At 64.1% G+C, this 25,807-nt stretch carries 27 protein-coding genes; 9 read left to right on the top strand and 18 right to left on the bottom strand.

Features of this window, described 5'->3' with window-relative positions; all coding sequences use genetic code 11:
- Window positions 1–14: 14 nt before the first annotated feature.
- Window positions 15–431 (top strand): DUF1761 domain-containing protein, encoded by a 417-nt coding sequence (locus NKH30_RS25300; protein WP_352997429.1) that lies wholly within the window; start codon window positions 15–17, stop codon window positions 429–431.
- A gap of 3 nt (window positions 432–434) precedes the next feature.
- On the opposite strand, the gene gcvA is transcribed toward NKH30_RS25300, so the two are convergent.
- Window positions 435–1,355: a transcriptional regulator GcvA gene (gene gcvA / locus NKH30_RS25295; protein WP_352997428.1), complete on the bottom strand. Its 921-nt coding sequence runs from the start codon at window positions 1,353–1,355 to the stop codon at window positions 435–437.
- Window positions 1,356–1,517: 162 nt separating this feature from the next.
- Here gcvA and NKH30_RS25290 point away from each other — a divergent pair, with 162 nt between their 5' ends.
- A complete protein-coding gene (locus NKH30_RS25290; RefSeq protein ID WP_352997427.1) occupies window positions 1,518–1,763 on the top strand; it encodes a hypothetical protein in 246 nt (81 codons plus the stop codon).
- Between the two features lie 75 nt (window positions 1,764–1,838).
- On the opposite strand, the gene NKH30_RS25285 is transcribed toward NKH30_RS25290, so the two are convergent.
- Window positions 1,839–2,375, bottom strand: coding sequence for a L,D-transpeptidase family protein (locus NKH30_RS25285; protein ID WP_245274862.1), 537 nt, complete (start codon window positions 2,373–2,375; stop codon window positions 1,839–1,841).
- 144 nt (window positions 2,376–2,519) lie between these two features.
- Here NKH30_RS25285 and NKH30_RS25280 point away from each other — a divergent pair, with 144 nt between their 5' ends.
- Both NKH30_RS25280 and NKH30_RS25275 read left to right on the top strand, forming a co-directional pair.
- Entirely contained in the window at window positions 2,520–3,203 is a 684-nt protein-coding gene (locus NKH30_RS25280; RefSeq protein WP_352997426.1) for a response regulator transcription factor, read from the top strand.
- Window positions 3,204–3,328: 125 nt separating this feature from the next.
- The gene (locus NKH30_RS25275) at window positions 3,329–3,784 is read left to right on the top strand and encodes a Crp/Fnr family transcriptional regulator (protein ID WP_352470773.1); all 456 of its coding nucleotides are present in this window, start codon (window positions 3,329–3,331) and stop codon (window positions 3,782–3,784) included.
- 46 nt (window positions 3,785–3,830) lie between these two features.
- On the opposite strand, the gene NKH30_RS25270 is transcribed toward NKH30_RS25275, so the two are convergent.
- The 6 genes from NKH30_RS25270 to NKH30_RS25245 form a co-directional block, all read right to left on the bottom strand.
- Entirely contained in the window at window positions 3,831–4,724 is an 894-nt protein-coding gene (locus tag NKH30_RS25270) for a sugar phosphate isomerase/epimerase family protein (RefSeq protein ID WP_352770204.1), read from the bottom strand.
- Between the two features lie 110 nt (window positions 4,725–4,834).
- Entirely contained in the window at window positions 4,835–5,773 is a 939-nt protein-coding gene (locus NKH30_RS25265; protein ID WP_352470775.1) for an ABC transporter substrate-binding protein, read from the bottom strand.
- Window positions 5,774–5,859: 86 nt separating this feature from the next.
- A complete protein-coding gene (locus NKH30_RS25260; RefSeq protein ID WP_502894527.1) occupies window positions 5,860–6,837 on the bottom strand; it encodes an ABC transporter permease subunit in 978 nt (325 codons plus the stop codon).
- A gap of 20 nt (window positions 6,838–6,857) precedes the next feature.
- A complete protein-coding gene (locus tag NKH30_RS25255; protein WP_352770208.1) occupies window positions 6,858–8,402 on the bottom strand; it encodes a sugar ABC transporter ATP-binding protein in 1,545 nt (514 codons plus the stop codon).
- Complete coding sequence (locus NKH30_RS25250; protein WP_352997425.1) at window positions 8,399–9,778, bottom strand: FGGY-family carbohydrate kinase; 1,380 nt, start codon at window positions 9,776–9,778, stop codon at window positions 8,399–8,401. Before NKH30_RS25250 ends, NKH30_RS25255 begins: the two co-directional genes overlap by 4 nt.
- Complete coding sequence (locus NKH30_RS25245) at window positions 9,775–10,557, bottom strand: DeoR/GlpR family DNA-binding transcription regulator (protein WP_023680486.1); 783 nt, start codon at window positions 10,555–10,557, stop codon at window positions 9,775–9,777. The genes NKH30_RS25250 and NKH30_RS25245 overlap by 4 nt, the downstream gene beginning before the upstream one ends.
- Before the next feature lie 229 nt (window positions 10,558–10,786).
- On the opposite strand from NKH30_RS25245, the gene NKH30_RS25240 reads away from it, so the two are divergent.
- Genes NKH30_RS25240 through NKH30_RS25230 form a run of 3 tightly spaced genes read left to right on the top strand, consistent with a single transcriptional unit; the run spans window position 10,787 to window position 13,966 of the window.
- Complete coding sequence (locus NKH30_RS25240; protein ID WP_352997424.1) at window positions 10,787–11,830, top strand: class II aldolase/adducin family protein; 1,044 nt, start codon at window positions 10,787–10,789, stop codon at window positions 11,828–11,830.
- Window position 11,831: 1 nt separating this feature from the next.
- The gene (locus tag NKH30_RS25235; protein WP_352997423.1) at window positions 11,832–13,118 is read left to right on the top strand and encodes an FGGY-family carbohydrate kinase; all 1,287 of its coding nucleotides are present in this window, start codon (window positions 11,832–11,834) and stop codon (window positions 13,116–13,118) included.
- Complete coding sequence (locus NKH30_RS25230; RefSeq protein WP_352997422.1) at window positions 13,115–13,966, top strand: TIGR01459 family HAD-type hydrolase; 852 nt, start codon at window positions 13,115–13,117, stop codon at window positions 13,964–13,966. Before NKH30_RS25235 ends, NKH30_RS25230 begins: the two co-directional genes overlap by 4 nt.
- Before the next feature lie 12 nt (window positions 13,967–13,978).
- Here the strand turns inward: NKH30_RS25230 and NKH30_RS25225 are convergent, their stop codons facing one another.
- The 6 genes from NKH30_RS25225 to tesB form a co-directional block, all read right to left on the bottom strand.
- On the bottom strand, window positions 13,979–14,785 hold the full coding sequence (locus NKH30_RS25225; protein WP_352450145.1) for an exodeoxyribonuclease III: 807 nt from the start codon (window positions 14,783–14,785) through the stop codon (window positions 13,979–13,981).
- 134 nt (window positions 14,786–14,919) lie between these two features.
- Window positions 14,920–15,603, bottom strand: a complete 684-nt coding sequence (locus tag NKH30_RS25220) for an outer membrane lipoprotein carrier protein LolA (protein ID WP_352470783.1) — start codon at window positions 15,601–15,603, stop codon at window positions 14,920–14,922.
- Window positions 15,604–15,735: 132 nt separating this feature from the next.
- Window positions 15,736–18,393, bottom strand: coding sequence for an FtsK/SpoIIIE family DNA translocase (locus NKH30_RS25215; RefSeq protein WP_352818397.1), 2,658 nt, complete (start codon window positions 18,391–18,393; stop codon window positions 15,736–15,738).
- Between the two features lie 342 nt (window positions 18,394–18,735).
- Window positions 18,736–20,049 (bottom strand): ammonium transporter, encoded by a 1,314-nt coding sequence (locus tag NKH30_RS25210; RefSeq protein ID WP_352770457.1) that lies wholly within the window; start codon window positions 20,047–20,049, stop codon window positions 18,736–18,738.
- A gap of 49 nt (window positions 20,050–20,098) precedes the next feature.
- Complete coding sequence (locus tag NKH30_RS25205) at window positions 20,099–20,437, bottom strand: P-II family nitrogen regulator (RefSeq protein WP_023679755.1); 339 nt, start codon at window positions 20,435–20,437, stop codon at window positions 20,099–20,101.
- A gap of 219 nt (window positions 20,438–20,656) precedes the next feature.
- Complete coding sequence (gene tesB, locus NKH30_RS25200) at window positions 20,657–21,532, bottom strand: acyl-CoA thioesterase II (RefSeq protein ID WP_031212697.1); 876 nt, start codon at window positions 21,530–21,532, stop codon at window positions 20,657–20,659.
- Between the two features lie 100 nt (window positions 21,533–21,632).
- Here tesB and NKH30_RS25195 point away from each other — a divergent pair, with 100 nt between their 5' ends.
- Window positions 21,633–22,877 carry a ubiquinone biosynthesis hydroxylase gene (locus NKH30_RS25195; RefSeq protein WP_352708011.1) on the top strand — a complete coding sequence of 415 codons (1,245 nt, stop codon included), beginning with the start codon at window positions 21,633–21,635 and terminating at the stop codon, window positions 22,875–22,877.
- Window positions 22,878–23,015: 138 nt separating this feature from the next.
- Here NKH30_RS25195 and NKH30_RS25190 read toward each other — a convergent pair whose 3' ends face one another.
- The 3 genes from NKH30_RS25190 to NKH30_RS25180 form a co-directional block, all read right to left on the bottom strand.
- A complete protein-coding gene (locus NKH30_RS25190; RefSeq protein WP_352770223.1) occupies window positions 23,016–23,543 on the bottom strand; it encodes a hypothetical protein in 528 nt (175 codons plus the stop codon).
- Window positions 23,544–23,686: 143 nt separating this feature from the next.
- Window positions 23,687–24,043, bottom strand: coding sequence for a YciI family protein (locus NKH30_RS25185; RefSeq protein ID WP_352770226.1), 357 nt, complete (start codon window positions 24,041–24,043; stop codon window positions 23,687–23,689).
- A gap of 2 nt (window positions 24,044–24,045) precedes the next feature.
- On the bottom strand, window positions 24,046–24,411 hold the full coding sequence (locus tag NKH30_RS25180; RefSeq protein ID WP_352770228.1) for a hypothetical protein: 366 nt from the start codon (window positions 24,409–24,411) through the stop codon (window positions 24,046–24,048).
- 112 nt (window positions 24,412–24,523) lie between these two features.
- Here NKH30_RS25180 and NKH30_RS25175 point away from each other — a divergent pair, with 112 nt between their 5' ends.
- On the top strand, window positions 24,524–24,949 hold the full coding sequence (locus tag NKH30_RS25175; protein WP_352470788.1) for an OsmC family protein: 426 nt from the start codon (window positions 24,524–24,526) through the stop codon (window positions 24,947–24,949).
- 49 nt (window positions 24,950–24,998) lie between these two features.
- On the opposite strand, the gene NKH30_RS25170 is transcribed toward NKH30_RS25175, so the two are convergent.
- Complete coding sequence (locus NKH30_RS25170; protein WP_352770231.1) at window positions 24,999–25,640, bottom strand: YceH family protein; 642 nt, start codon at window positions 25,638–25,640, stop codon at window positions 24,999–25,001.
- Window positions 25,641–25,807 lie beyond the last annotated feature (167 nt).

Genomic DNA, 25,807 nt, shown 5'->3' with positions numbered 1-25,807 from the left:
GACCGGAGGGAACCATGGATTTTTCAGCAATCAATTGGCTGGCGGTAATCGTTGCTGCCGTCGTGGCGTGGCTGTTCGGCGCGGCCTGGTACATGGGCTTGAGCAAGCCGTGGCTGAAGGCCGCCAAGCTTGATCCGGCGACGATGAGCAGATCGATGCTACCCTTCGTCGTCTCCTTCATCGCGGAGCTCGTCATGGCGCTGGTCATGTCGCTGATCATCGGCGCCGTAACCGGCGGCGAACCGAGCCTGCTTGCCGGGGTGATCTTCGGCTTCGTTCTCTGGCTGGGGTTCGTCGCCACCACGCTTTCGGTCAACCATCGTTACGAAGGTTTCGGCTGGGATCTGACGCTGATCGATGTTGGTCACTGGCTCGGCGTGCTGCTTCTCATCGGCGCGGTGATCGGCTGGTTCGGCGCGGCGGCGGGCTGAACGTCAGGTCGGGGTCCTGGCGATTTCGTCAAGGAGCCAATCGCGAAAGGCGGCAATGCGCGCATCATTCGCCGCAGTCTCCGGATAGACCAGGAAATAGGCGAATTCGGGCGCGACCTTGATGCCGAGTTCGAACGGCCGGATCAGCCTACCTTCCGAAAGGTCGTTTGCCACCATGGCGAAATCGGCGAGCGCGACCGCGTTGCCGTCGAGTGCGGCCTGGACGGCATCGGTCGAATTGCCGAACACGATGGTCCGGCTGTCGTCGAAATCGTCGACGCCCGCCGCCGCCATCCACATGCTCCAGTTCGGCCAGGTGACGCCCTGGCGCGACCACTCGATATGGGCCAGCGTATGGTGGAACAGGTCGCGCGGCTCCTTGAGCGGCGGCCCTGACCGCAGCAAGGCCGGGCTGCAGACGGGGATGATGACGTTTTCGAACAGCCGGTGCGAGCGAAGCCCCGGATATTTGCCGGTGCCGAAACGGATGCCGAGATCGATGTCGTCGCGCTCGAAGTCGCGCACCTCGTAACTGATGTCGAAACGCAGCTCGATTGCCGGATGCTGCTTGCGAAAATCGTCGACGCGCCGCATCAGCCACTTCGTCGCGAATTGCGCATCGAGGGTGACCTTCAGCAGCGCCGATCCGCGCGCCGTCTTCTGCGCCCGTGAGACGGCCCGGCCAAGCAGGTCGAGCGCATCGGTCGAAGCTTCGAACAGCACCGCGCCCGCCTCGGTCAGCCGGATCGTGCGGCTGGTGCGTGTGAACAGCACGATGCCGAGCTGATCCTCGATTTCCTTGATCTGATGGCTGACCGCTGCCGGCGTCAGGCCGAGCTCGTCGGCGGCGCGGGTGAAATTGAGGTGCCGGGCCGCTGCCTCCAGCGTCCGCAGCGCACGGGTTCCAGGCAGCAGGCGCGCCATCAGTGCCAGGCGAGGAGGGTTCGATCGAGCATTCCAATCCTCAAACAAAACTTGAAGATGCAGAAAAAACTACTCGTTTCCCGTTTTAATTTCAATCCGCCATGCTCTGAGCATCGAAGAAGCATCAAACCGGATTTGATGTCCGGAGAAGCGGATTGCCCCATGTCTGACATCGCCTTGCGCTCGGTAACCCTCCGCCCGGCCTGGCTGCGCGCCGTGCTTGACTGGCTTCGGCACGCAAAAATCGCGGTCAGTCTTCCCTACGAAAATGTCGAGGATCTCTCCGATCGCCAGCTTCGCGACATCGGCGGCGAACGCAAGGACATCGCACGCGCCATGGACCGCGAACGCGGCCGGCTCGGCCTTCTCGACATCGGGTGGCAAAGGAGTAAGGGAGTAGGGGAGTAGGGGAGTAGGGGAGTAGGAAAGCTAAGCGGCGCGCCCGCGCCTGCCTTACCCTTACTGCCCTATTCCCCTACTCCCTTACCTTACCACCCTCACCACCGTCCGCTCTGACAGCAGCGGCAGCAGCCGTGCCATGGTGCGGGCCGTTACCGCGACGCAGCCTTGCGTCGGCGTGAAGCCGGGGCGCGCCAGGTGGAAGAAGATGGCGCTGCCGCGCCCGCGCCGGCGCGGCACAATGTTCCAGTCCAGCACCAGGCAGGCGTCATAGAGATCGTCGGTGCGCAGCATCCGCTCATGGCTGGCGCCATAGGGGATTTTGACCGGGCGGTTGTAGTTGCGGTCCCCAGGCACTTCGCACCAGCCGAGGTCGCGGCCGATCGGCGTCATCGCCAGCCGCGTCCGGCGGCCGCCGGCAAAACGGTCGCCGCGAAAATATCCCGACAATATCCGCATCGAGGCAAGCGGCGTGGCGCCGTCGCCCTCGCGCTTGCCGGCCGAGATGCCGCCATGCCCCAGCGCACATGGAAACACCAGTTTGCCGGCCTGCAGAAAGCCCTGGCTGGGTTGGCCGGGGCGCGCGCGCACGGTGAGCACGGTGAGCCCTTTCGGCAAAATTGCGCCGACTGCATTGCGATCGTGTTTTTTCTTGTATGATCGTGCCACGGAACAAATCACTGTGAACGGCTGTTGTGCCGGTCAGCTTCCGCATAAACAGGCAGCGGTCAACTGAAATCTCTTTTCAAAACAACGGATTGATCCATGACTTCACGCACCATTCTGATCGTCGACGACGATGACGACCTGCGCGGCACCCTTGTCGAGCAATTGTCGCTTTATGAGGAATTCGATGTCCTGCAGGAAGCGACCGCCGCCAAAGGCGTCGCCACGGCGCGTGGCGGGCTCATCGACCTGCTCATCATGGATGTCGGCCTGCCCGACATGGATGGCCGCGAGGCGGTAAAGATATTGCGCAAGGGCGGCTACAAGGCGCCGATCATCATGCTGACCGGCCATGATACCGATTCCGACACCATCCTTGGCCTCGAGGCCGGCGCCAACGACTATGTGACGAAGCCGTTCCGTTTTGCCGTGCTGCTGGCCCGCATCCGCGCGCAGTTGCGCCAGCACGAACAGAGCGAGGACGCCACTTTCTCGGTCGGCCCCTACACGTTCAAGCCTAGCCAGAAGCTTCTGATCGACTCGCGCGGCGCCAAGGTGCGGCTGACCGAAAAGGAAGCCTCGATCATCAAATATCTATACCGTGCCGACCAGAAGGTGGTGACCCGCGACGTGCTGCTGGAGGAAGTCTGGGGCTACAATTCCGGCGTCACCACGCATACGCTCGAAACTCACGTCTACCGGCTGCGCCAGAAGATCGAGCGCGATCCTTCCAACGCGGAAATTCTCGTGACAGAAAGCGGCGGCTACAAGCTGGTTCCTTAAACATTTCATTATTCAAATAAGCGATCCGGGCGGGGCGCTTTTCGGGTACGGTCCTGAGGCTGGAGGTGGTTTTGGATCGGCCTCGTAGGGGAGGAGTCGGACTGACGGTTCGGGGACATAGCTAGATGGCGCTGGATGACGACATCCGCATCCTGTCCACCGTGAGGCTCTTCGAGGGCTTTACGCAGGAACAGCTGCGTCTGCTCGCCTTCGGCGCCGAAACCACCATGTTGAAAGCCGACCACAAGCTTTACCGCGAGGACGACGAGGCTGATTCGGCCTACATCGTGGTCAGCGGCCGCATCGTCCTCTACCGCGAGCACGACGGCGAGCGCATCCCGATCGGCACCGTCGGCCCCGGCACCATGCTCAGCGAACTGGCGCTGATCGCCGACACCAACCGGCTGACCAGCGCCTCCGCCGAAATCGATTCGGAAGTGCTGCGGCTCAGCCGCAAGATGTTCCGCCGCATCCTCGAGGAATACCCGGAACTGGCGGTTCACCTGCACCAGCGCATTTTGGAGGATTTCCAGGCGATGATTCGCCGCATCGAGGAACTTGGGCCGCGTTTTGCCGGCTAATATAGCGCCTCTGGCCTAACCAGATCGACTTCGGAACTGCGAGGGCTCAGGGCCGGTGCGTTGCGGAAACAAGCTCGGCCTTGCGCCGTGCCGTCTCCAGTCCCAGCGCAATGAAGCGGCGCGCATGTTTGGCCAGCTCCAAATTGTCGGTCCACAGATTGCGCCAGATCGCGGTTTTCCGCGACAGGTTCTCGTCGACGATTTCCGAGGAGAAGGATTCGAAGCTGAGGTCGTCGCTGTAGCCGATGGCGGTCAGCGCATCGAATATCCCGGCAAAATCGATATTGCCGGTGCCGAGGAAGCCGCGATGGCTCTCGCCGATATGCACATAGCCGATCTTCCCGACCGCATTGCGAATGGCCAAGCCGACATCGGCCTCCTCGATGTTCATGTGGAAGCTGTCGAGATGCAGGAAGATATTGTCGGAGCCGCTGTCCGCGATGAAGGCCATGCCTTGCGCGGCGGTGTTGAGCAGATTGCTTTCGAAGCGGTTGACGATTTCGAGGTTGAGGGTGACGCCGGCTGATTTTGCCGTGTCCGCCACCTCGGCCAGCGTGCCGGCGCTGCGGTTCCACTGGTCACGCGTCGGCGCCTCGCTCTGCAAGCCGTGGCTGGTGCTGAGGATGCCGGCAACCTTCTGGCCGCCGAGATCGCGGGTCAGCGCGATCGTACGTTCCAGGATTTCGACGCCGTGCGCGGCAATCGTTTTGTCGGCGCTCGAAATATCGCCGTCGGCCGGCAATCCAATGCTGATCGCAACGCCGAGGCCGAGATCGGCGATCCGCTTGGCCAAGCCGTCAATGTCGACATTGGCGGGGTCGAGATAGGAGAATTCGATCAGGTCGAAGCCGGCTTCCCTGGTGTTGGCCAGCGTCCGCTCGAGGTCGCCCTGCGCCGAGCTCGCCGACCAGACGAATGAGTGGATTCCGATGCGCGACATGATCGTCTCCGGTTATTTCCAGCTGACCCAAGTCCAAAGCGGTTTTGGCAATCCGATGCTCGGACAAAAAGGTGCGGCTGGTCATCCCGGCCGCACCAGGCTTGGGAGGCTTAGCGAGCCGCGGTCCAGCCCTTGTAATCCTTCAAATTGTCGGCCGTGATCAGCTTCGGGTCGAGCAGCACAGTCGGCTCGGCCGGCTTCTTGCCGGCAAGCAGGTCAGCCGCCATCGTCAGCGACTGGCCGGCCATCACATAGGGATCCTGCGAGGCCGAGGCCTTGATCATCGACGTGCCGGAGGCGAGTTCCTTCTCGATATCGGGTGCACCGTCGACCGCGGTGAAGATGAACTCCGAGCGGTTGAGCTGCTTGGCCGCAAGCTGGGCGCCGATCGCCGTCGGATCGTTGATGGCGAAGACCGCGTCGATCTTGTCGAAACGCGTCAGCAGCGACTGGAACACTTTCAGGCCGCCGTCACGCGAGCCTTCGGCGTTCTGGTCGTCGGAAAGGATCTTGATGTCGGGGTGCTTTGCCAGCACGTCCTTGCAGCCCTTGACCCGCTCCAGGATCGACGACGAGGCCGGGCCATTGAGGATGACATAGTCGCCCTTGCCGCCGGTATTATCGACCAGATACTGGCACGCCTCTTCGCCGGCCTTGACGTTGTTGGTCATCACGGTGACGTCGGCGCCCGGCGCCGAAACGTCGAAAGCGGCAACGACGATGCCGGCCGCCTGCGCCTTCTTCACCGCCGGCGCGATCGCCTTGGCATCGACTGCGTTGAGCATGATGACGTCGACACCGGCAGCGATGAAGGAATCGACCTGCGATACCTGCTTGTTGAGATCGTAGTCGGCCGATACCGAGGTCACCTGCACATTCGGGTTGATCTTCTTGGCCGCGTCCTCGATGCCCTTGATGGTGGCGACGAAGAACGGGTTGCCGAGCAGTCCGACCGAGATGCCGACTTTGTTCAGATCCTTTGCCGATGCCGGCGCGATGACGGCGGCCGCAAGGGCGACGCCGCAGAGCAGTTTAGCGATGGTCTTCATTGTTTTATTTTCCTCCTGATGCCCCGCGCCTCTCACGGTGCGTTACACATGAAACCGGCTCGTTGGATGCCGGCGACTAAGGGCCATCACGTTCTTGCTCCTGCCTGGAGCCGGTAACGGTCGAGGGCGACCGCCACGATGATGACCAATCCCTTGATGATGTACTGCCAGATGTCCGAAACACCGGCGAGGATGAGCCCGTTGGACAGCACGGCGATGATCAGGCCGCCGATCAGCGTGCCCCAGATCGAGCCGACACCGCCGACGAAACTGGTGCCGCCGAGGATGACTGCGGCAATGGCGTCGAGTTCGTAGGACTGGCCGAGCTGAAGCCCGTTGGCGGCATAGAGCCGGGCCGCCGACATGGCGCCGCCAAGGCCGGCCAGAAGGCCGGAAACGCCGTAGACGAAGAGCAGCACCAGCGGCACCTTGATGCCGGTCAGCCTGGCGGCCTCGGCGTTGCCGCCGACGGCGTAGATCCAGGTGCCGAGCACGGTGCGCTTGAGCACCAGCCAGGACAGGACGACGACCGCCAGCGCGATGATTACCAGCCACGGAATGCCGAACAGCGAACCGTTGCCGATGAAGTCGAACGGCAGGTCCGCGTTGAACACCGTCGTGTCCTGGCCGAGCAGGCGGGCGACGCCGCGCACGGCGGTCAGCGATCCCAGCGTGACGATGAAGGGCGGCAGCTTGATATAGGCGATCAGCAGCCCGTTGATGACGCCGAAACCGAGCCCGACGAGAATGGCCGCGGGCACCCCCAGCAGTCCCCAATCGGGCACCAGCGACACCATCACTGCCACCATCGCCGAGGCGGCAAGGATCGAGCCGACGGACAGGTCGATGCCGCCGGTCAGGATGACGAAGGTCATACCGGCGGCCAGCACGATGTTGATCGACGATTGCTGCATGACGATCAGCAGATTGGTCTGGGTGAAAAAGCGCGGATTGATGAACTGGAAGCCGACCGCCAGCAGGATCAGGATCGGCAGCATGCCGAGTGCGGCAATGGCGGTACGCCACCTCGTACTCCTGCCGACCGCCCGGTCGTCCGCTTTCATCGTGTCGGCCACCTTGTCGGTCATCGCTGAGCCGCTCCCGTTGCAAGTTCCATGATCGCTTCCTGCCGCAGCGGCTCGCCCTCCGACGCCGTCACCTCGCCGGCAATGGTGCCGTCGCGCATCACCAGCACGCGGTCGGCGATGCCGATCACCTCCGGCAGTTCGCTGGAGATCATCAGGATGGCGATGCCTTTCTTGGCCAGGTTGTCGATCAGCCGATAGATTTCCGACTTGGCCCCGACATCGACGCCGCGGGTCGGCTCATCGAGGATGACGACCTGCGGCTCGGTTTCCAGCAGGCGGGCGAGCAGCACCTTCTGCTGGTTGCCGCCCGACAGCGAGCCGGCATTGGCCTGCACCGAGCTGGTGCGGATGGAGAGGTCTGACACCGCCTTGGCGGCGCGCTTTTCGGCAGCCGTGAAGTCGCGCAAACCGCCGGCCTTCGCGTCCTTTGCCAGCACGCCCATGCTGATATTGTCGGAGATCGACATGTCGAGAAACAGGCCAAGTTGCTTGCGGTCCTCGGTCAGGTAGGCGATGCCGGCATCGAGCGCCTCGCTCGGCGAACCGATGGATATCGGTTTGCCGCCGAGCTCCAGCGTGCCTGATGTGTGCCTGTCGGCGCCGAAGATCAACCGTGCCAGTTCGGTGCGGCCCGAGCCGACCAGGCCGGCCAGTGCCAGCACCTCGCCCTTGTGGAGGTCGAAGGAACAATTCTTTATGAGATTGCCGTCCGACATGCCGCGCACCGACAGCGCGATGGCGCGCTTGCTGTCCGGCGGACGGTGATCCTTCTTGTAGAACGTCGACAGATCGCGCCCGACCATCATCGATACCAGGCGCGAGGCGTTCAGGTCGGCGCGGTCGAGCGTGCCGACATAGCCGCTGTCGCGTAGCACGCTGACGCGGTCGGCGAGCTGGTAGACCTCTTCCATGCGGTGGCTGATGTAGATAATGGCGATGCCTTGCGACTTCAGCGTCGCGATCACGTCGAACAGCCGGTCGGTCTCACGCGAGGTCAGCGACGTGGTCGGCTCGTCCATGACGATGATGCGCGCATTGGTCGACAGCGCGCGGGCGATTTCCACCAGCTGTCGCTCGCCGAGCGACAGGCTTGCGACCGGAGTGCGCGCCGAGAAGGTCACGCCGAGCCGCGCGATGATCTCGCTGGCGCGCCGATTGCACTGCTCGCGGTCGACAATGCCGAACCGTCGCGGCTCGTTGCCGAGAAAAATGTTCTGCGCTACCGACAGATTAGGCGCCAGCGACAGCTCCTGATAGATGACCGCAATGCCGGCGGCTCGCGCCTTGATCGGGTCGCCAGTCGCGGCCGGCACGCCGTCGATCAGGATTTCGCCGCCGAGGTCCGGCCGGTAGGCGCCGGACAGCACCTTCATCAGCGTCGACTTGCCGGCACCGTTTTCGCCCATCAGCGCGTGCAGCTCGCCGGCATGAACGGTCAGCGACACATCGTGCAAGGCGCGGATCACACCGAACGTCTTGGAGATGTGGCGCATCTCCAGCACCGGCTGGCGCACCGTCTCGATCCGGGCGGCGGCGCTCATCGCGCACCTCCTGCAGTTGCGCTGGCCACAGCCCGGTCGGCGGCAAGGCCGCGCCAGTCGTTGCGATAGCCGGCAAGGCCGCTGAAACTTGCCGTATGCACCGCCTCCGGCGCTTCGGTGGCAAACTCGCGTCCGACGCTTTCGAAGGCAAGTGCGGCAGCACCGGTGGCGCTGCCCTCAAGCGTTGCGCCCTGCAGGAAAGCCTGCCCGGGCCGCAACTGCGCCAGCAACGCGGCAAGCAGCCCGCCATTGTTCAGGCCGCCGTCGACGATCACTGTGTTGTCCGAATGGATCAGCTCGAGGCACAGATCGACCATCAGCGCGACATAGAGCAGCGCCATGGCCGCGCGTTCCTCGGCATTGGGCGTACGCCCGACCAGTTCGCCGCGGCGGTGCGGCATCGGGCCGCCGGGCGCGAAGCTCGGCAGCGCCATAATGCCAGCGTCGATCACCCGTTGTATCGATGACGGCGCGATTGCGCCCTGCCAGCCGGCGCTGATCGTGGCGAATTCGCGCCCGCCCATGAAGCGGACGGTTGGCACCGGGCCGCCATCGACATCGACATTGACCAGCATGTCGCGCTCGCCGTCGAGTGCGTCGAGCGGGCAGTCCGGATTGAGCACGACCACCCAGGTGCCGGTCGAGACCACGGTCACCGGCCCGAGCTGCTGCTGGCGGTAGGCATGGAGCGCGGCATTGCTGTCGTGGACGCCATTATGGATGGCGACTGGCTTCGCGGCCTGGCCGAAGCGCTGCTCACCGATCACCGCGCCGGCACGCTCGAAGGCGGGCATCTGGCCGCGCCAGCCCTCGGCATCGACCAGCGAGCTGAAATCGCGTTTGCGCGGTGCCCATAAATGCGAGTGGCAGCCAAGATACGACACTTCCGATACCGGCCGGCCGCCAAACCGCCAGCTCCAATATTGGGGGTAGCCGAGGATCGATTTCGCTGCGGCGAAGGCACCGGGCTCCACCTCGTTCAGCCACAACATGTGGCGGCCGTAGTTGAAGCCAAGCGGGAGGCGCGGCGAAAAGGTCTCGGCAAAATCCGGAATGCGGCGGTCGATCTGCGCGGCGATTTCAGCTGGCGGTTCCTGCTCGTAATCGAGGATCGGATGCGTCAGCGCGGCTTCGTCGACCAACGCGAAGGTGCAGCCATGGCCGGATACCATCAGCCCTTCCAGGCCATGCGTGTCGACTGCATCATCGATGGCGCGAGCCGCCCAGTCATGCAGCGCTGGCTCGTCGAGCACGCTGAAGCCGCCTTTGCGGATCCAGCTCGGCTGGCTGCGGCGCTCGTCGAGGATCTGTCCGTCCTGGCCGAAGACGAACAGCTTCGAATTGGTCTTGCCGAAATCGAGGACGGCGATGTTCACTGGGCGCCTCCCGAGGAAGCCGCGATCCGCACCATGACGCCGGCATCTTCGAGCATGCGGGCATCTGTCTCGGACAGGCCGTCATCGGTGACCAGCGTGCCGATCCGCGACAGCGGCAGTGCCACATTGCGCGCGTGGATCGACAGTTTTCGGCTGTCGGCCAGCACGACGATCTGGTCGGCGCAGAGGCTGAGCTCGACGATCGAGCGGACCAGCAGCGGGTGCGATTCCAGAAGGCCTTCCTGGCCGATGCCTTGCGCGCCGAGAAAGAACTTCGAGGCGTAGAACGGCACCGTCTGCGTCAGCGAATGGATGATGCCCGGCTCGCGGTGCAGTTCGCCGCCGGCGACGGTGAGGCTGCAATGGCCGTGGTCGCTGAGATAGGCCGCGAGCGGCATCGAGTTGGTGTAGAGCCGGATGTTGCGGTCGGCGAGCTTGACGCCGAGATGGAAGCAGGTCGAACCGCCATGCACGATGACCGCGTCGCCGTCGCGCACCATGGTGGCGGCGAGAGCGGCGATCTGCCGCTTGGCCTCGACGGCGAGGTCGCGGTTCTCGTCATAGGGCCTGGCATAGGCGACGCCGGCTTGCGAAGCGCCATCGAGCGCCGAGATGCCGCCATAGACCTTGCGCGCTTCGCCAGCCTCGTCGATCTTGTCGATGTCGCGCCGCACCGTCGCCGCCGATACGCCAAGCCGCTCCTGCAGCTCGCGCACCGATGCGAAAGGCCGGTCCCGCAAAAGCTCGACAATCTGACGCTGGCGGCCGGAGTCGCTCAACCCTTACCTCCCAATGCGCTTGCCTCCCAAGCATTTTGCACGGCATTGCCGTTTTGCATGGCAATTGGTGCAACTTACTCAACGGCCCTCGGATTGCAAGCGTGATTTGACGCGATAACATCACTGTTGACGTAACTTACTCGCATCTGCGATACCAGCATGGGTCTTCGTCCCGGCACCGGGACGTCCAAAGCCGTGGGCCACGCGGCCGGATTGTAGAGGAATTTCGATGACGATCAGTGCGGATGCGCAGGAACTGGCAGCGCTGCGGTCGCTTTCGGCCGCCATCGGCAGCGACCCGCATCTGACCCAGGCCGCCGGCGGCAACACCTCGCTGAAAGCCGGCGACACGCTCTGGATCAAGGCCTCCGGCACCTGGCTGAAGGACGCGCTCATCGCCGACATCATGGTGCCGGTCGGCATCCCGCCATTGCTCGACGCCATCAAACGGCGCGACCCGGCCGCCGAACAGCCGCAGGCCTTCACTGTCGACGCCCTCAACGCGCGCGGCTTGCGCCCGTCGATCGAGACCACCGTGCATGCGCTGATGCCGCAGCGCATCGTTCTGCATGTTCACTGCGTCGAGACCATTTCGCTGGCCGTGCAGGCCGACTGCGAGGCCGAGGCCGCCAGGCGGCTCGACGGCCATCAATGGGCGTATGTTCCCTATCGCCGGCCGGGACTGCCGCTCGCGCAGGGTATCGCCGAGCGCCTTCGGCCAGGCGTGGATATCCTGATCCTCGGCAATCACGGCCTGGTCGTTGCAGCCGAGACCGTCGCCGCGGCCGACATGCTGCTGCGGCGCGTGACACGACTGTTGGCGCGGCCGCCGCGCCAGGTGGCGGAACCGGACATCGCGGCATTGACGGCGCGCGCCGGCGACAGCGACTACAGATTGCCGGCGGACGTTGAGGCGCATGCGGTGGCGATCGACCCCGAAAGCTGCCGCATGGCTTCGGGTGGCAGCCTCTACCCCGACCACGTCATCTTTCTCGGCGAAGGCTCGGTCGTGGCGAGACCGGACGAGGGTGTGAAGCGCGTCATCGAGCGCTGCGGCGCCGCACCCGTGGCGATCCTGTTTCCTGGACTCGGCGTGCTGATGCGCGGCGACGCCGGCGCCGGTGCCGACGCCATGCAGCGCTGCCTTTCCGACGTGACGGCGCGGATCGATGTCGCGGCGAAGCTGAATTATCTGACAGCGGCGGAGAATGACGAGCTGATCAACTGGGACGCCGAAAAATATCGCCAGAAACTCAATGCCGGAGGCAGCTGACATGCCGCGTTCGTCTGGTACGCTTGCCATCGGCATCGACATCGGCACATCCGGCGCGCGCGCCGTCGCCATGCGTCCGGATTTTTCCGTTGCCGCGCATTCCGCTATTGCCCTCGAGCGATTTGGGCCGAACGGCCGTGACCCCGCAATATGGTGGGAGGCGGTCGGCGCGACGTTGGCGGAACTGCTCAAATGTATCGATCGCGCGGCAGTGCGCTCGATCGCCGTCGACGGTACGTCGGGCACGCTGCTGCCGGTCGACGGCGCCGGGCGGCCGCTGGCCGAACCGCTGATGTACAACGACAAGGTCGCTGACGACACTATCCTGACAGCAATAGCCGGCGCGGCACCGGCAACGAGCGCTGCACTTGGGGCGACCTCCGGTCTCGCCAAGGCGCTGTCTTTCCAGCACCTGCCCGGCGTCGCCACTGTGCTGCACCAGGCAGACTGGATCGCCGGACAGTTTTCCGGCCGCTTCGATGTCAGCGACGAGAACAACGCCCTGAAGACCGGCTACGACGTCGGGGCCCGGCGCTGGCCGGACTGGATCGCGGCGACCGGCATGCGCATGGAATTCCTGCCCCGCGTCGTGCGGCCGGGCGATGTCACGGACACGCTCACCGCCAGCGCTGCGAAAATGTTCGGCCTGCCGCGTGACGTGGTTGCCGTTGCCGGCACGACGGATGGCTGCGCCTCATTCCTGGCGACCGGTGCCAGTGCCGCGGGCGACGGCGTTACCGCGCTCGGCTCGTCGCTGACCATCAAGATGCTCTGCGACCGGCCGATCTCGGCGCCGCAATTCGGCATCTACAGCCATCGGCTGGGTGACACCTACCTGGCGGGCGGCGCCTCGAACTCCGGCGGCAAGGTGCTGGCCCAGCATTTCCCCGTCGCCCGCATTGTCGAACTCAGCAAAAAAATCGACCCGGCGACGAAGACCGGCCTCGATTATTACCCGCTGCCGGCGCCGGGCGAACGCTTCCCCATAGCCGATCCGGCGCTGCCGCCGCGCCTCGAGCCGCGGCCCGCCGACGATGCCGACTATCTGAAAGCGATGTTCGAGGGTATTGCGGCGATCGAAGCGCTCGGCTATCGCCGGCTTGCCGAACTCGGCGCGCCCCGGCTGACATCGGTCAGGAGCGTCGGCGGCGGTGCGGCCAATCCGGCCTGGACAGCGATCCGGCAGCGCAAGCTTGGCGTCGCTCTCGTGCCGGCTCTTTCGGAGGAGGCCGCTGCCGGCACGGCGCGGCTGGCGCTGATGGGCGCAAGCGCAGCGGGGCTTTTATGACGACCAAGGCAATTCAACACCTCGACGGCATCGCCGCGCTGACCGACCGCTATCAGGTGTTCCTGCTCGACCAATTTGGTGTGCTGCACGACGGCACCAGCGCCTATCCAGGTGCTGTCGAAGCGTTGTCGGCACTCAAGCGCGCCGGCAAGACCATCGTACTGATCTCGAATTCCGGCAAGCGGGCGCAACCCAATGAGCGCCGCCTGCTGAAGCTCGGCTTCGAACCGGGAAGCTGGGATCACTTTGTCTCCTCCGGCGAGGTGGCGTGGCGCTCCTTCCACCAAATGGCAGCCTCCGGAGCCCTGCGCCCGCAGACAAAATGCCTGCTGATCCGCCGCGACAATGACCGTTCGGCTGTCGACGGCCTGCCGTTCGTCCTGGCCAAGGACGGCTACGATGCCGAACTGGTGCTGATTTCCGCCAGCGAGGGCGATCGCTACGACCTCGACCACTATCGCCGGCTTCTTGGTCCGGCGGCGGCGCGGCGGGTGCCATGCTTCTGCACCAATCCCGACAAGATCATGCTGACTGCCGTCGGCCCTCGCTTCGGCGCCGGCCGGCTCGCCGATCTCTATGAGAGCCTCGGCGGCAGCGTGGTGCGCATTGGCAAGCCCAATCCGCAGATATTCGAGGCAGCGCTGGCACTGGCGGGCCACCCGGAGCGCGACAGCGTGGTCTGCGTCGGCGACAGCGTCGAGCACGACATCGCCGGCGGCAACGGCGTCGGTGTCGCGACGACGCTGGTCCTGTCGGGCATATTGGCGGGGGCGCCTGACCTGGAGGACGTTTTCGCCACGCTGAATGCCCGTCCCGACTACATCGCGGATAGCTTCAGGTTTCGCTGAGGCGAGACAAAGCTAATCCAGGTTGAAACGCCCGATCACCGGCACATGGTCCGAGGGCCGTTCCCAGCCGCGCGCCGGCCGCAGGATTTCATAGCCGGCAAAATGCGGCACCAGGTTTGGCGACGACCAGACATGGTCGAGGCGGCGGCCGCGATTTGAGGCCTGCCAATCCTGGGCGCGATAGCTCCACCAGGTGTAGAGTTTCTCCTCGTAAGGTACATTGAGCCGCATCAGGTCGATCCAGTCGCCGGCGAGCCGCATTGCCTCGAAGTTTTCCGTCTCGACCGGCGTATGGCTGACGACATTGAGGAGCTGCTTGTGCGACCAGACATCGTGCTCGAGCGGCGCGATGTTGAGGTCGCCGACCAGGATCGAGCCGGAGTGCTCGTCATGCTCGGCCCGCACGGCGTTCATCTCGGCAACGAAATCGAGCTTGTGCTTGAACTTGCGGTTGACGGCCGGGTCGGGCTCGTCGCCGCCGGCCGGAACGTAGAAATTGTGCAGCAGGATCGTTTTGCCGCCGGCGTTGACGGTGACCGACAGATGCCGGCTGTCGTCGATCTCGCAGAAGCGGCGCTTTTCGACCACCTCGATCGGCCGCCGCGCTATGGTGGCAACGCCGTGATAGCCCTTCTGGCCATGGAAGGCGATGTGCTCGTAGCCGAGCTTGCGGAACGCCTTCTCCGGAAACAATTCGTCCGGAACCTTGGTTTCCTGCAGGCAGAGCACGTCCGGCGCCTGCTCGACCAGCAGGCGCTCGACGATCGGCATGCGCAGCCGGACGGAGTTGATGTTCCAGGTAGCGACGGAAAACGGCATGTGGGGTTCCGGACAACGCAATATCCGCCGGATGGCTCCGACGGAAGTCAATCGCGGAAACTACTGCCAGCCGCGCACCGCAAAAACAAGCCGGCCGCACCAACGCGGAAAAACCATCCCGCAGCAGTAGGAAGTTACCGCGTCTTGGTGTTCAGCTCGCGGTTCGCCGTATAGTCGATGGCGAAGGTGTCGGGGGCGAAGCTGACGCCCTCCTTGGTGTTGAAGATCATCACCGTCGTGTCCTTGCCTTGCGCATCGGTGATGGTCCACTGCCGCAATTCATAAGATTTCGGATCGAACATCATGGTGATCTTCGAATTGCCGAACACCGATTTGTCGGCAAGCTGGATGGTGGTGAGATCGTCCTCTTCCTTGACGCTTCTGACGCGCCCGCCCGACAGATCGATCTTGTCGTCGAGCAGCAGCTTCAGCGGCGTCTTCGACAGCGGATAGAGGTCGGAGGTCCGCAGCTTCTTGTTGAGGATGACCACCGACTTGCCATCGGAAATCACTCTGAAATTCGAGGCGCCGTCGTAATTGAAGCGGATCTTGCCCGGCCGTTCCAGAAAGAACTTGCCGCCGGTCTGCTCGCCCTTGGGTCCGAACTGCACGAACTCGCCGCTCATCGATTTGACCGAGGAGAAATGATCGGCGATCTTCTGCGCCGTCGCCGGAACCGCTGCTTGCGCCGACGCCAGCAACTGGACGCCGGGCACGAGGTTGGCGGCCGCCGCACCGGCCAGGACCAGGCCGAGGCCGAGGACCTGCCGGCGGGTTGGGGCGAAATCCCTGCTTGGGGCGAGAGTTGCGTTTTTCATGCCGGTCACCATCATCTGATTGCTTGCTCGTTATATTGGTCTGGCCCCCCAGTTGGGCTTAAGTTTGGCGGCCGCACGGCGCCCGTCGTTGCAACGCGCCAAAAGGTTCAAAGTTGCCGGCGCGGACGCGCTCTAGAACTTGTCGTCCTCCGTCGGCACCAGGATTTCGCGTTTTCCGGCATGGTTGGCCGGGCCGACAATGCCTTCCTTCTCCATCTTCTCGATGATCGAGGCGGCGCGATTGTAGCCGATGCCGAGCCGGCGCTGGATGTAGCTGGTCGAGGCCTTGCCGTCGCGCAGCACCACCGCGACCGCCTGGTCGTAGGGATCGTCGGAATCCTCGAAATTACCGCCGTCGCCGCCGCCACTGCCTTTGCCCGTCGGCTCATCGTCATCCTTGTCGTCGTCCTCGGTGATGGCGTCGAGATATTCCGGCACGCCCTGCAATTTCAGATGCGCGACAATCTTCTCCACCTCGTCGTCGGAGACGAAGGGACCGTGCACGCGCTGGATGCGGCCGCCGCCGGCCATGTAGAGCATGTCGCCCATGCCGAGCAGCTGTTCGGCGCCCTGCTCGCCCAGGATGGTGCGGCTGTCGATCTTCGATGTCACCTGGAAGGAGATGCGGGTCGGGAAATTCGCCTTGATGGTGCCGGTGATGACGTCGACCGACGGCCGCTGCGTCGCCATGATGACATGGATGCCGGCGGCGCGCGCCATCTGCGCCAGGCGCTGCACCGCGCCTTCGATGTCCTTGCCGGCGACCATCATCAAATCGGCCATCTCGTCGATGATGACGACGATGTAGGGCATCGGCTCGAGGTCGAGGTTCTCCGTCTCGTAGATCGCCTCGCCGGTTTGGCGGTCGAAGCCGGTCTGCACGGTGCGCGAGATCCTTTCGCCCTTTTTCTCGGCCTGCTGCACGCGCGCGTTGAAGCCGTCGATGTTGCGGACGCCGACCTTGGACATCTTGCGGTAGCGGTCCTCCATCTCCCGCACGGTCCATTTCAGCGCCACCACCGCCTTCTTCGGATCGGTGACGACCGGCGTCAGAAGATGCGGAATGCCGTCATAGACCGAGAGCTCCAGCATCTTTGGATCGATCATGATCAGCCGGCAGTCCTGCGGCGTCAGCCGGTAGAGCAGCGACAGGATCATGGTGTTGATGGCGACGGACTTGCCCGAGCCGGTGGTGCCGGCGACCAACACGTGCGGCATCTTGGCGATGTCGACGATCACCGCCTCGCCATTGATGGTCTTGCCCAGCGCCAGCGCCAGCTTGGCCTTGGTGGTTTCGAAATCGCGGCTGGCCATGATCTCGCGCAAATAGACCGTCTCGCGCCTGGCGTTCGGCAATTCGATGCCGATCGCGTTGCGGCCGGGCACCACGGCGACACGGCAGGCGATGGCGCTCATCGAGCGGGCGATGTCGTCGGACAGGCCGATGACCCGCGACGATTTGATGCCGGGCGCCGGTTCCAGCTCGTAGAGCGTGACGACCGGACCCGGACGCACATGGATGATTTCGCCCTTGACGCCGAAATCCTCCAGCACGCCCTCAAGCAGGCGGGCGTTCTGCTCCAGCGCGTCCTTGGACAGGCTGGCGTCGCGCACCACGTTCTTTGGTTCCGACAGGAAGTGCAGCGACGGCATCTCGAATTTTTCCGAGCCGATCAGCGAAGTCTGCGCCTCGCGCTGGACGCGGGCGCCGGGGGCCGGCCGCGGCGCCGGCGCCTCGACGCGCGTCGCGGCGTCGGAACGGAAGTTCTGCACCTTGGCGGTTGGCGCAGCGCGGCGCTGGCCGGCCGGCTCGGGCGCGAAATCCATGTCGTCGTCATTGTCGTCGTTATCGAAGACGTCGGCATCGTCAGGGTCGATCGAGGCACTGCGGTCGTTGACCATGGCGGCGAAGAATTCCGGCTCGACGCGGGCGCGCCCGCCCGGGCTCATCCGCGCCTCGGCGAACTCGGCCGATTCGACCCGTTCGGCCGCCCGCCGCCAGGCGCTGGGGCGCGGTTCCATCTCCGGCTCGAAATCGTCGCGCTCGCGCCGGCGCGCGGCGCGGCGGCGCAGATAGGCCCGCAGCGACAGCCACCAGTGGGTGATGGCGCCAAGCGCCAATATACCTTCGTCGCCCTCGTCCTCTTCATTGTCGAAAAGCAGGTCGTCCTGCGGATCGGGCACTGCGGGCTGTTCGAGGACGGCAAAGCCGTTCTTGCGCGAAATCAGCGCCGAGCCATACAAGAATACCCACAGCGCCGGCGCTGCCAGGAGCACGGCGAGCACGCTGGCGACGAGGCCGGTCGGATAGCCGCCGATGACCAGGCCCGGGACATTGAGCACCATGTCGCCGAAGACGCCGCCGAGGCCGGTCGGCAGCGGCCAGGTCTTGGGCGGCACCACGCAGCCGGCAATTGCCGCGCCAAGCAGCGAAAACCCGAACCAGGCCAGTGCCCGTTTCGGCAGCCGGTCGACGCCGCGCGCGGTAAACAGCAGAAATCCCCAGATCACCGCCGGCACCAGCGCCGCAACGGCGGCAAGTCCGAAGAACTGCATGGCAATGTCGGAAAAGACGGCGCCGGCATAACCCATTGCATTGGTGACGATATTGTCGGTGGCGTGCGAAAAGCTCGGATCGGCGACGTTCCAGGTGGCTAGGGCGGCGACGCCGAAACCAACCAGAGCAAACAGCCCGGCACCGACCAGCCGCCCGACCTGGCGCCTCGCGAACGACCGGATGCCGTGCTCCGTATCGGCCAGCGCAAGCGGTGCTGAAGCCCCTGAACGCATGCTTTTCCTCGTCTGTCGTTGCCCGGCCGGGCGCGGACGCGCAACACGGCAGATTCGGCTGTCAGACTAGCGGCGGGAGGTTAAGGGCGCATTAACCATGGGCATTCTGCGTCACCGGAACGGGCGACCGCCACCACAGTTCGGAGCGTTGCGGCCGCTGTTTCACGCCGCCGGCGGATCGAGCCACCTTGATCAAGCGATTGTATGATCGAGCCATAACGGCCGCCTGCACACAAAAAAGAGGCCCGGAAGGTTTCCGGGCCTCAAGGCGTGAGCCCTTTCGGGAGCATCACGACGGGATCTTCCCGGCACCGGCAAAACGCCGGTGCCAGCCAATAAACCTCACGGCACCACTTCGCCGTGCTGGCTGATGTCGAGGCCTTCGACCTCTTCCTGGGTGGAAGGACGCAGGCCGACCAGCGCCTTGACGATATAGAGGATCACGAAGCTCGCGATCGCCGTCCACAGGATGGTGAAGACGATACCGTAGAGCTGCTTGCCGACAGAGGCACCCGAGCCAAGGCTGTTGATCGCCGGATCGGCGAGCACGCCGGTCAGCAATGCACCGATGATGCCGCCGATGCCGTGCACGCCGAATGCATCGAGCGAGTCGTCATAGCCGAACGCGTGCTTGAGCTTGACGGCCGAGACGTAGCAGAGCACGCCGGCGACGATGCCGACGATGAAGGCGCCGGTCGGATTGACGAAACCGGAAGCCGGCGTCACCGCGACCAGGCCGGCGACGGCGCCCGAGATGATGCCAAGCACGCTCGGCTTCTTGGCGACGATCCATTCGGCGAACATCCAGGCGAGCGCCGCAGCGGCAGCGGCAACCTGGGTGTTCAGCATCGCGGCACCGGCAAGGCCGTCGGCGGCCAGTTCCGAGCCGGCGTTGAAGCCGAACCAGCCGACCCACAGCAGCGAAGCGCCGATGACGGAGTAGACGAGGTTGTGCGGCGCCATGTTGGTGGTGCCGTAGCCTTCACGTTTGCCGAGAACCAGCGCGCAGACCAGGCCGGCAACACCGGCATTGATGTGAACGACCGTGCCGCCGGCGAAATCGAGAACGCCGGCTGTGCCGAGGAAGCCGCCGCCCCACACCCAGTGCGCGATCGGGGCGTAGACCACCAGCAGCCACGCGCCCATGAAGATGAGCAGCGCCGAGAACTTCATGCGTTCGGCGAAGGCGCCGGCAATCAGCGCCGGCGTGATGATGGCGAAGGTCATCTGGAACATCGAGAAGACGAACTCAGGAATGTTCGCCACGCCCGGCAGCCACAGCGAGGAGGTGGTGATGCCGTTGTGGAAGAACTTCGAGAAGCCGCCGAGATAGGCATTCATGCCGCCGCCATCCGAGAAGGCCAGCGAGTAGCCGAACATGAACCACAGCACCGTCACCAGGCAGGTGATGGCAAAGCTCTGCATGATGGTGGCGAGCACGTTCTTTTTGCGCACCATGCCGCCATAAAACAGCGCCAGGCCCGGTACGGTCATCATCAGCACCAGCGCCGTCGAGGTCAGCATCCAGGCTGTGTTGCCGGTGTCGAGCGCGGGCGCAGGGGCAGCCGGTGCCGCTTCCTGCGCGAACGCAGCAACCGTGCCCAGTGCAGCGAGAGCGAGCGAACCTAAAACGGCCGTGCGTCCCGTTATCTTCAAGGTGGAAGGAATATTCATTGAACTCTCCATTGGAATGCGTATCCGCAGCTCAAAGCGCGTCGGTGTCTGTTTCGCCGGTGCGAATGCGCACCGCCTGGTCGATGCCGAAAACGAAGATCTTGCCGTCACCGATCTGGCCGGTCTTGGCCGCCGCGGTGATGGCTTCGACGGCCTTGTCGACCATGTCGACAGCGACCGCGACTTCGATCTTGATCTTCGGCAGGAAGCTGACCGCGTATTCCGCCCCGCGATAGATTTCCGTGTGACCCTTCTGACGTCCGTAGCCTTTTACTTCGGTGACGGTCAGGCCCTGGATGCCGACTGCGGTGAGCGCCTCGCGCACCTCGTCGAGCTTGAACGGCTTTATGATTGCCATCACGATCTTCATAAGGTTTCACCCTTTGCTGTTGCGGGTCCCCGCGTTTGCACGACTTCGCCGATCCCCATGAGAGCCGGAGAGTGCCCGCTAGGATTCAAGCTCCGTGCCAATTGCCGAAGCAGGGTGTTAAGCTGTTGTTAAACAACGAAATCGAGAAGGTCTGGCAGCTGCCTGTTCACAGGCGCGGCAGTGCATATGCTTAAAAAATAGGCAAATTTCGAAAAATGCCTACTCCGCAGGCGGCCGCTTCAGCCGGATGAGTCCTTCTTGGGCAACCGAGGCGATCAAGGTGCCGTCGCGGGCAAACAGCGAGCCGCGGGTAAAGCCACGCGATCCTTGCGTCGACGGGCTGTCTTGCGTGTATAGCATCCAGTCGTCGAGCGGATGGCTGCGGTGGAACCACATGGCGTGGTCGAGGCTGGCTGCCTGGATATCACGATCGAAAATAGCGCGGCCATGAGCAAAGGTCGAGGTGTCGAGCAGCGTCATATCCGAGAGGTAAGCGAGCACGGCCGCCTGCGTGGCGCGGTCGGCCGGCACCGGGCCGGTGGTGCGGATCCAGATGTTCTGCTTCGGCTCGAGCTTTTCCCGGCTGGTATAATGCTTCAGCATCACCGGCTTCATCTCGATCGGCCGGTCGCGCTCCCAATAGCGCTTGATGCCGTCGGGCACCGCTTCGCCGAACTTGCCCAGCAATTCGCGCTGCGACAGCAACGTGTCGGGCGCCGGCACGTCCTGCGGCATCGGCACCTGATGTTCCAGGCCGACCTCATCCTGCTGGAACGAGGCTTCCAGCGAAAAGATCGCCTGGCCGTGCTGGATCGCCACGACGCGGCGCGTGGTGAAGGAGCCGCCGTCACGGATGCGGTCGACCTCGTAGATGATAGGCACCTTGGTGTCGCCCGGCCGCATGAAATAGCCATGCAGCGAATGCACGTGGCGCTCGGGCTCGACCGTTCGCTGCGCGGCGACCAGCGCCTGGGCGATGGTCTGGCCGCCGAAGATGCGCTGCCAATCGAGCTTGGGGCTGCGACCACGATACAGGTTGTGTTCCAGCTGCTCGAGGTCGAGAATGCCGAGAAGCTCGTCCATGGCTGCCGTCATCTTGACCTCGCCGCAAAATTACCATGGCGGTTTCCGACAGGAACAGCGGGCAGTCAAGGGCGGAATGCCCGGCAACAGTCAGGCTGCGAAAGGAATTGCCATGGTCGACAGCAAGAATTCGCTCGACGTTCTGGTCGCCGGCGCCGGTTATGTCGGCCTAGCCGCCGCCGTGTCGCTGAAGCAGGCGCGGCCGAGCCTCGCCGTCGCCGTCGTCGATGCGGCACCCGCCAGGGTCTGGCAGAAGGACGGCCGCGCCTCGGCGATTGCCGCCGCCGCGTGCCGCATGCTCGACCAGCTCGGCGTCTGGAACGAGATCGCGCCGGGGGCGCAGGCGATCACCGAAATGATCGTCACCGATTCGCGCACATCCGATCCGGTCCGCCCGGTGTTCCTCACCTTCGACGGCGAGGTCGCGCCCGGCGAACCCTTTGCGCATATGGTCGCCAACAAGGATTTGAACGGCGCCTTGCGCCGGCGCGCCGAACAACTCGGCATCGGCATCATCGAAGGCGTCGCCGTCAGCGCCTTCGACATCAACGGCGCCGGCATCACCGTGCATCTTGCCGACGGCGCGACGCTGAAGGCGCGGCTGCTGGTTGCCGCCGACGGCGTCAATTCGAAGCTGCGCGACATGGCCGGCATCAAGACGGTGAAATGGGAGTATGGCCAGTCCGGCATCGTCTGCACGGTGGCGCACGAGCGGCCGCACAACGGCCGCGCCGAAGAGCATTTCCTCCCCGCAGGCCCGTTTGCCACGCTGCCGCTCAAGCCGGGCAAGGACGGCACCAACCGCTCGTCGATCGTCTGGGTCGAACGGTCGCAGGATGCCGAGAAACTGGTCAGTGGCGACACGCTGGTCCTGGAATATGAGCTCGAGCAGCGCTTTGGCCTGAAACTCGGCGAAATCCATCTCGCCGACAAGCCGCGTGCCTGGCCGCTCGGGCTGATCATTGCGCGCGCCTTCGTCGCGCCGCGCATCGCCTTGGCCGGCGACGCCGCCCACGGCATCCACCCGATCGCCGGCCAGGGTCTCAATCTCGGCTTCAAGGACGTGGCGGCGCTGGCCGAAGTGGTGGTCGAGGCCGACCGGCTCGGCCAGGACATCGGCGCGCTCGACGTGCTCGAGCGCTACCAGCAATGGCGGCGTTTCGACACGGTGCAGATGGGCATCACCACCGATGTGCTGAACCGGATGTTTTCCAACGATTTCGGCCCGCTGCGCACTTTGCGCGACATCGGCCTCGGCCTCGTCGAGCGCATGCCCCGGCTGAAGGGGTTTTTCATCCGCCAGGCGTCGGGTCTGTCCGGCGACACGCCGAAACTGTTGAAGGGCGAGGCGATCTAAACAGGCCCTGAAGCTTCCCCAACTTCGTCATCCCTGGGCGTAGCGACGCGAAGCGGAGAGAAGAACCCAGGATGACGAAGCGATCAGGCGTCTCGGCTTGATCGCCATGCGGTCTGCCAAATTTCCGTGTCAGGGAACTTAGTTGACCTCGAAGCCCAGCTTCTGGCGCAGCCGCAGCATGCGCTGGTCGGGAATTTGCAGGTTTTGACCGCCGGCTTCCGCCGCACGGCTGACCATCCGCAGCAGATCGCTCCTTTCGGCCGCGTCGAGCCGTTCGCGCAGGAACGGTGCCAGCTTGTCGATGACCACCGTGGCGTCGTCGATTTGCGATGCCGCCCATTTGGCGTAGATCACCGCTTCATTGGTCTGTTTTTTGTCGGCAATCTCCGAGATCACCGATCGAATGGCAGCTTCGCGTTGCGGCAGCACAGGACCATGTTCGGAAACGATGGCGGTGATCAGCGTCGCGGCGGCGACGACCGGATCGTCGATCGCCGTCAGCGGCGAGAGCGCCGCCTGCTTGCGTAGTTTCTTGCGGCGGACGTTGCCCTGGACGCGGCCAACCACGTCGGCAACCTCACGCGCCGCGTCGTTCATGGTCTTCAGCCGGTACCACCAGAACGCCGCCGCCCCCAGCAGGCCGATTGCAGCAATCAATATATGCATGCCCAAGATCCCCCAATCTCGGGCGACGATAGGAGAAGTATTGCTTCGCTTCAACACGCAAAAGTTGCGCCGATTGAAGAAAACGACAGCCTGCGCCAGTCGTTGGTCGCCACCGCTCCGCGGAGGAACTTATCGAGACATCTCTATGACCCGGGCACCTTGTAGATCGCCCGCACCTCGATCGTGCCGATTTCGGCGAGCGGAATCTCGCCCGCGATCCCCAGCGCCTCGTCGAGGCTCTCGGCCTCGATCATGACGAAACCGAGCAACTGCTCCTTGGTTTCGGCGAAGGGGCCGTCGGTGACCAGCCGCTTGCCCTTGCGCCTGCGAACGGTTTTCGACGTTTTCACCGATTGCAGCGCCTGCGCGATGATCAGCATCCCGCGTTGGTCCAATGACCGGTCATGGGCCATCGAATCGGCGTCGAGCTTGGCCAGCCTCTCGGGGGTCATTGCGTAGAGATCTTTTTCTGCACCATAGACCAGGCAAACATACTTCATTTCTATCTCCATTCCTGGCTTGAAGCCGAAGACGAGGCTACGGAAATCTCCGCGGAGCCCTTGCCTGCCGCAGAATCGAGACCGGCCGCAGCATAGTCGAGAAGAGATACCGCAATCCCAATGATGGCAATCGCCGCAAGCAGCCGGCCAAAGCCGGAAGGCTGCAGGCGCGACCAGTCGGCTTGCTGTTCACCGGCCCTGTGGCCGGTGCTTGTCCAGTGAGCAGAAAACAGATTGTTCATGTGGTCCTCCATCCGGCCACCAATTCCATGGCCGCCCGCAGGACGGCCGGGACAGATGGAAGTCGACATTTTTGCACGCATATTTTTTTCGCGATTTTTTTCCCGAGCGATTTTTTGCCTGACCACGATGTGTCACGCTGCGGCCGATACGAAAGCGCGGGTGGCCTTCGCTCCCGCGCGCGCTATAGTCGACTGGATGCCGATCACGGGCTCAGCCACGACAATCAAGGAGGAATTGATGGACCGCACCGCCAACGCCGTTTGGAAAGGCAGTTTCAAGGAAGGCAAGGGCACGCTCGAAACCCAGAGCGGGGTGCTGAAGGGCACACCCTATTCGGCCAAGACGCGTTTCGAGGATGAAAGCGGCAAATCCGGCACAAACCCGGAAGAGCTGATCGCCGCCGCCCATGCCGGCTGCTACGCCATGCAGCTTTCGCATTTTCTCGCCGAGAACGGCACTCCGGCTGCCGAGCTCGACGCCAAGGCCGTAGTAACGCTGGTCCCCGGCACCGGCATCACCGGCAGCGCGATCACGCTGGTCGGCAAGGTACCGGGCATCGATGCCGCCAAGTTCAAGGAATTGGCCGAGAAGGCCAAGGCCGAATGCCCGGTCTCGAAAGCGCTCGGCGCCATCAAAGTATCGCTCGACGCCAGGCTCGGGTGAGAGCTGGTCTGCGAAAAGCGGGCGATCCTTCGCGCCCCCTCTCGAATGATTATTGGCTTTTTTCGCCAACGAGCGCGTCGAGGCGGGCGCGCAATGCCGCGACCTCCTCCTCGAGGGCCCGCACGCGCATTTCCATATCCGACGCCGGCGAGGACGACTGCAGGGGTGCTGCGGCAGCCGACAGCTGCGGCGGCCCGCTGAGCAGATGGACGTAGCGATCCTCGCGCTGGCCTGGGCCGCGATCGATCTGCTGCACCAGCGGTGGCCGGCGGCCGATCAGCAGATCGAGATTGCCGCGAAGCTCGTCGATCGACGGCAGCCGCGCCATGCGCTCGCTTCGCGCCAGCAATTCATAGGCCGTCTGCGGGCCGCGCAGCAGCAACAGGCCGAGCAGCGCGATCTGCGCCGAGGTCATGGAAAAGCGCTGCGCCACCACATGCTCGTAGCGCTCGACGCGCGACGCGAACACTTGCCTGACGAGGCCCTTCTGCTCCAGCTGGCCAAGCGCCCGCCTGACCTCGGCAAGCTCGACCGACATTACCGGCTCGCGCGCCGTCTTCTGGTTGGCCGCCGCATGTGCCGCATTGAGCGTCAGCGGATAGACGTCCGGCGTCAGCTCCTTCTTCTCGATCAGGCAGCCGAGCACGCGGGCTTCGATGGGAGAGAGGATGGGAAGGTCGGAATCGGTCATAAGTTTGCTATCCTTTCGAACTCGGCGGGACAGCGCCCCCCTCTGTCCTGCCGGACATCTCCCCCTCTAGTGGGGAGATTGGCTGTCATCACCGCTTCGCCACTTTTCAAGGCTGCAGAAAGGGCGCTGTCCTCCAAGCTGCTAATCTCCCCCCTCAAGGGGCCTCA

The sequence above is a fragment of the Mesorhizobium sp. M1273 genome (genome assembly GCF_040318195.1).
In the GTDB taxonomy this organism is placed as follows: domain Bacteria; phylum Pseudomonadota; class Alphaproteobacteria; order Rhizobiales; family Rhizobiaceae; genus Mesorhizobium.
Note: the sequence above shows the minus strand (reverse complement) of the source record. Positions and strands in the feature narration are given on the sequence as shown.

Excerpts from the sequence above, each read along its gene's own strand:
- NKH30_RS25260 (WP_502894527.1), bottom strand. The coding sequence starts at position 6,837 with ATGAAAGCGGACGACCGGGCGGTCGGCAGGAGTACGAGGTGGCGTACC.
- tesB (WP_031212697.1), bottom strand. The coding sequence starts at position 21,532 with ATGACGGCAGCCATGGACGAGCTTCTCGGCATTCTCGACCTCGAGCAG.
- NKH30_RS25270 (WP_352770204.1), bottom strand. The coding sequence starts at position 4,724 with ATGTCGCGCATCGGAATCCACTCATTCGTCTGGTCGGCGAGCTCGGCG.
- NKH30_RS25265 (WP_352470775.1), bottom strand. The coding sequence starts at position 5,773 with ATGAAGACCATCGCTAAACTGCTCTGCGGCGTCGCCCTTGCGGCCGCC.
- NKH30_RS25230 (WP_352997422.1), top strand. The coding sequence starts at position 13,115 with ATGACGACCAAGGCAATTCAACACCTCGACGGCATCGCCGCGCTGACC.
- NKH30_RS25190 (WP_352770223.1), bottom strand. The coding sequence starts at position 23,543 with ATGCATATATTGATTGCTGCAATCGGCCTGCTGGGGGCGGCGGCGTTC.
- NKH30_RS25255 (WP_352770208.1), bottom strand. The coding sequence starts at position 8,402 with ATGAGCGCCGCCGCCCGGATCGAGACGGTGCGCCAGCCGGTGCTGGAG.
- NKH30_RS25185 (WP_352770226.1), bottom strand. The coding sequence starts at position 24,043 with ATGAAGTATGTTTGCCTGGTCTATGGTGCAGAAAAAGATCTCTACGCA.
- NKH30_RS25275 (WP_352470773.1), top strand. The coding sequence starts at position 3,329 with ATGGCGCTGGATGACGACATCCGCATCCTGTCCACCGTGAGGCTCTTC.
- NKH30_RS25240 (WP_352997424.1), top strand. The coding sequence starts at position 10,787 with ATGACGATCAGTGCGGATGCGCAGGAACTGGCAGCGCTGCGGTCGCTT.
- NKH30_RS25220 (WP_352470783.1), bottom strand. The coding sequence starts at position 15,603 with ATGAAAAACGCAACTCTCGCCCCAAGCAGGGATTTCGCCCCAACCCGC.
- NKH30_RS25175 (WP_352470788.1), top strand. The coding sequence starts at position 24,524 with ATGGACCGCACCGCCAACGCCGTTTGGAAAGGCAGTTTCAAGGAAGGC.
- NKH30_RS25170 (WP_352770231.1), bottom strand. The coding sequence starts at position 25,640 with ATGACCGATTCCGACCTTCCCATCCTCTCTCCCATCGAAGCCCGCGTG.
- NKH30_RS25215 (WP_352818397.1), bottom strand. The coding sequence starts at position 18,393 with ATGCGTTCAGGGGCTTCAGCACCGCTTGCGCTGGCCGATACGGAGCAC.
- NKH30_RS25300 (WP_352997429.1), top strand. The coding sequence starts at position 15 with ATGGATTTTTCAGCAATCAATTGGCTGGCGGTAATCGTTGCTGCCGTC.
- NKH30_RS25290 (WP_352997427.1), top strand. The coding sequence starts at position 1,518 with ATGTCTGACATCGCCTTGCGCTCGGTAACCCTCCGCCCGGCCTGGCTG.
- NKH30_RS25225 (WP_352450145.1), bottom strand. The coding sequence starts at position 14,785 with ATGCCGTTTTCCGTCGCTACCTGGAACATCAACTCCGTCCGGCTGCGC.
- NKH30_RS25205 (WP_023679755.1), bottom strand. The coding sequence starts at position 20,437 with ATGAAGATCGTGATGGCAATCATAAAGCCGTTCAAGCTCGACGAGGTG.
- NKH30_RS25195 (WP_352708011.1), top strand. The coding sequence starts at position 21,633 with ATGGTCGACAGCAAGAATTCGCTCGACGTTCTGGTCGCCGGCGCCGGT.
- gcvA (WP_352997428.1), bottom strand. The coding sequence starts at position 1,355 with ATGGCGCGCCTGCTGCCTGGAACCCGTGCGCTGCGGACGCTGGAGGCA.
- NKH30_RS25235 (WP_352997423.1), top strand. The coding sequence starts at position 11,832 with ATGCCGCGTTCGTCTGGTACGCTTGCCATCGGCATCGACATCGGCACA.
- NKH30_RS25280 (WP_352997426.1), top strand. The coding sequence starts at position 2,520 with ATGACTTCACGCACCATTCTGATCGTCGACGACGATGACGACCTGCGC.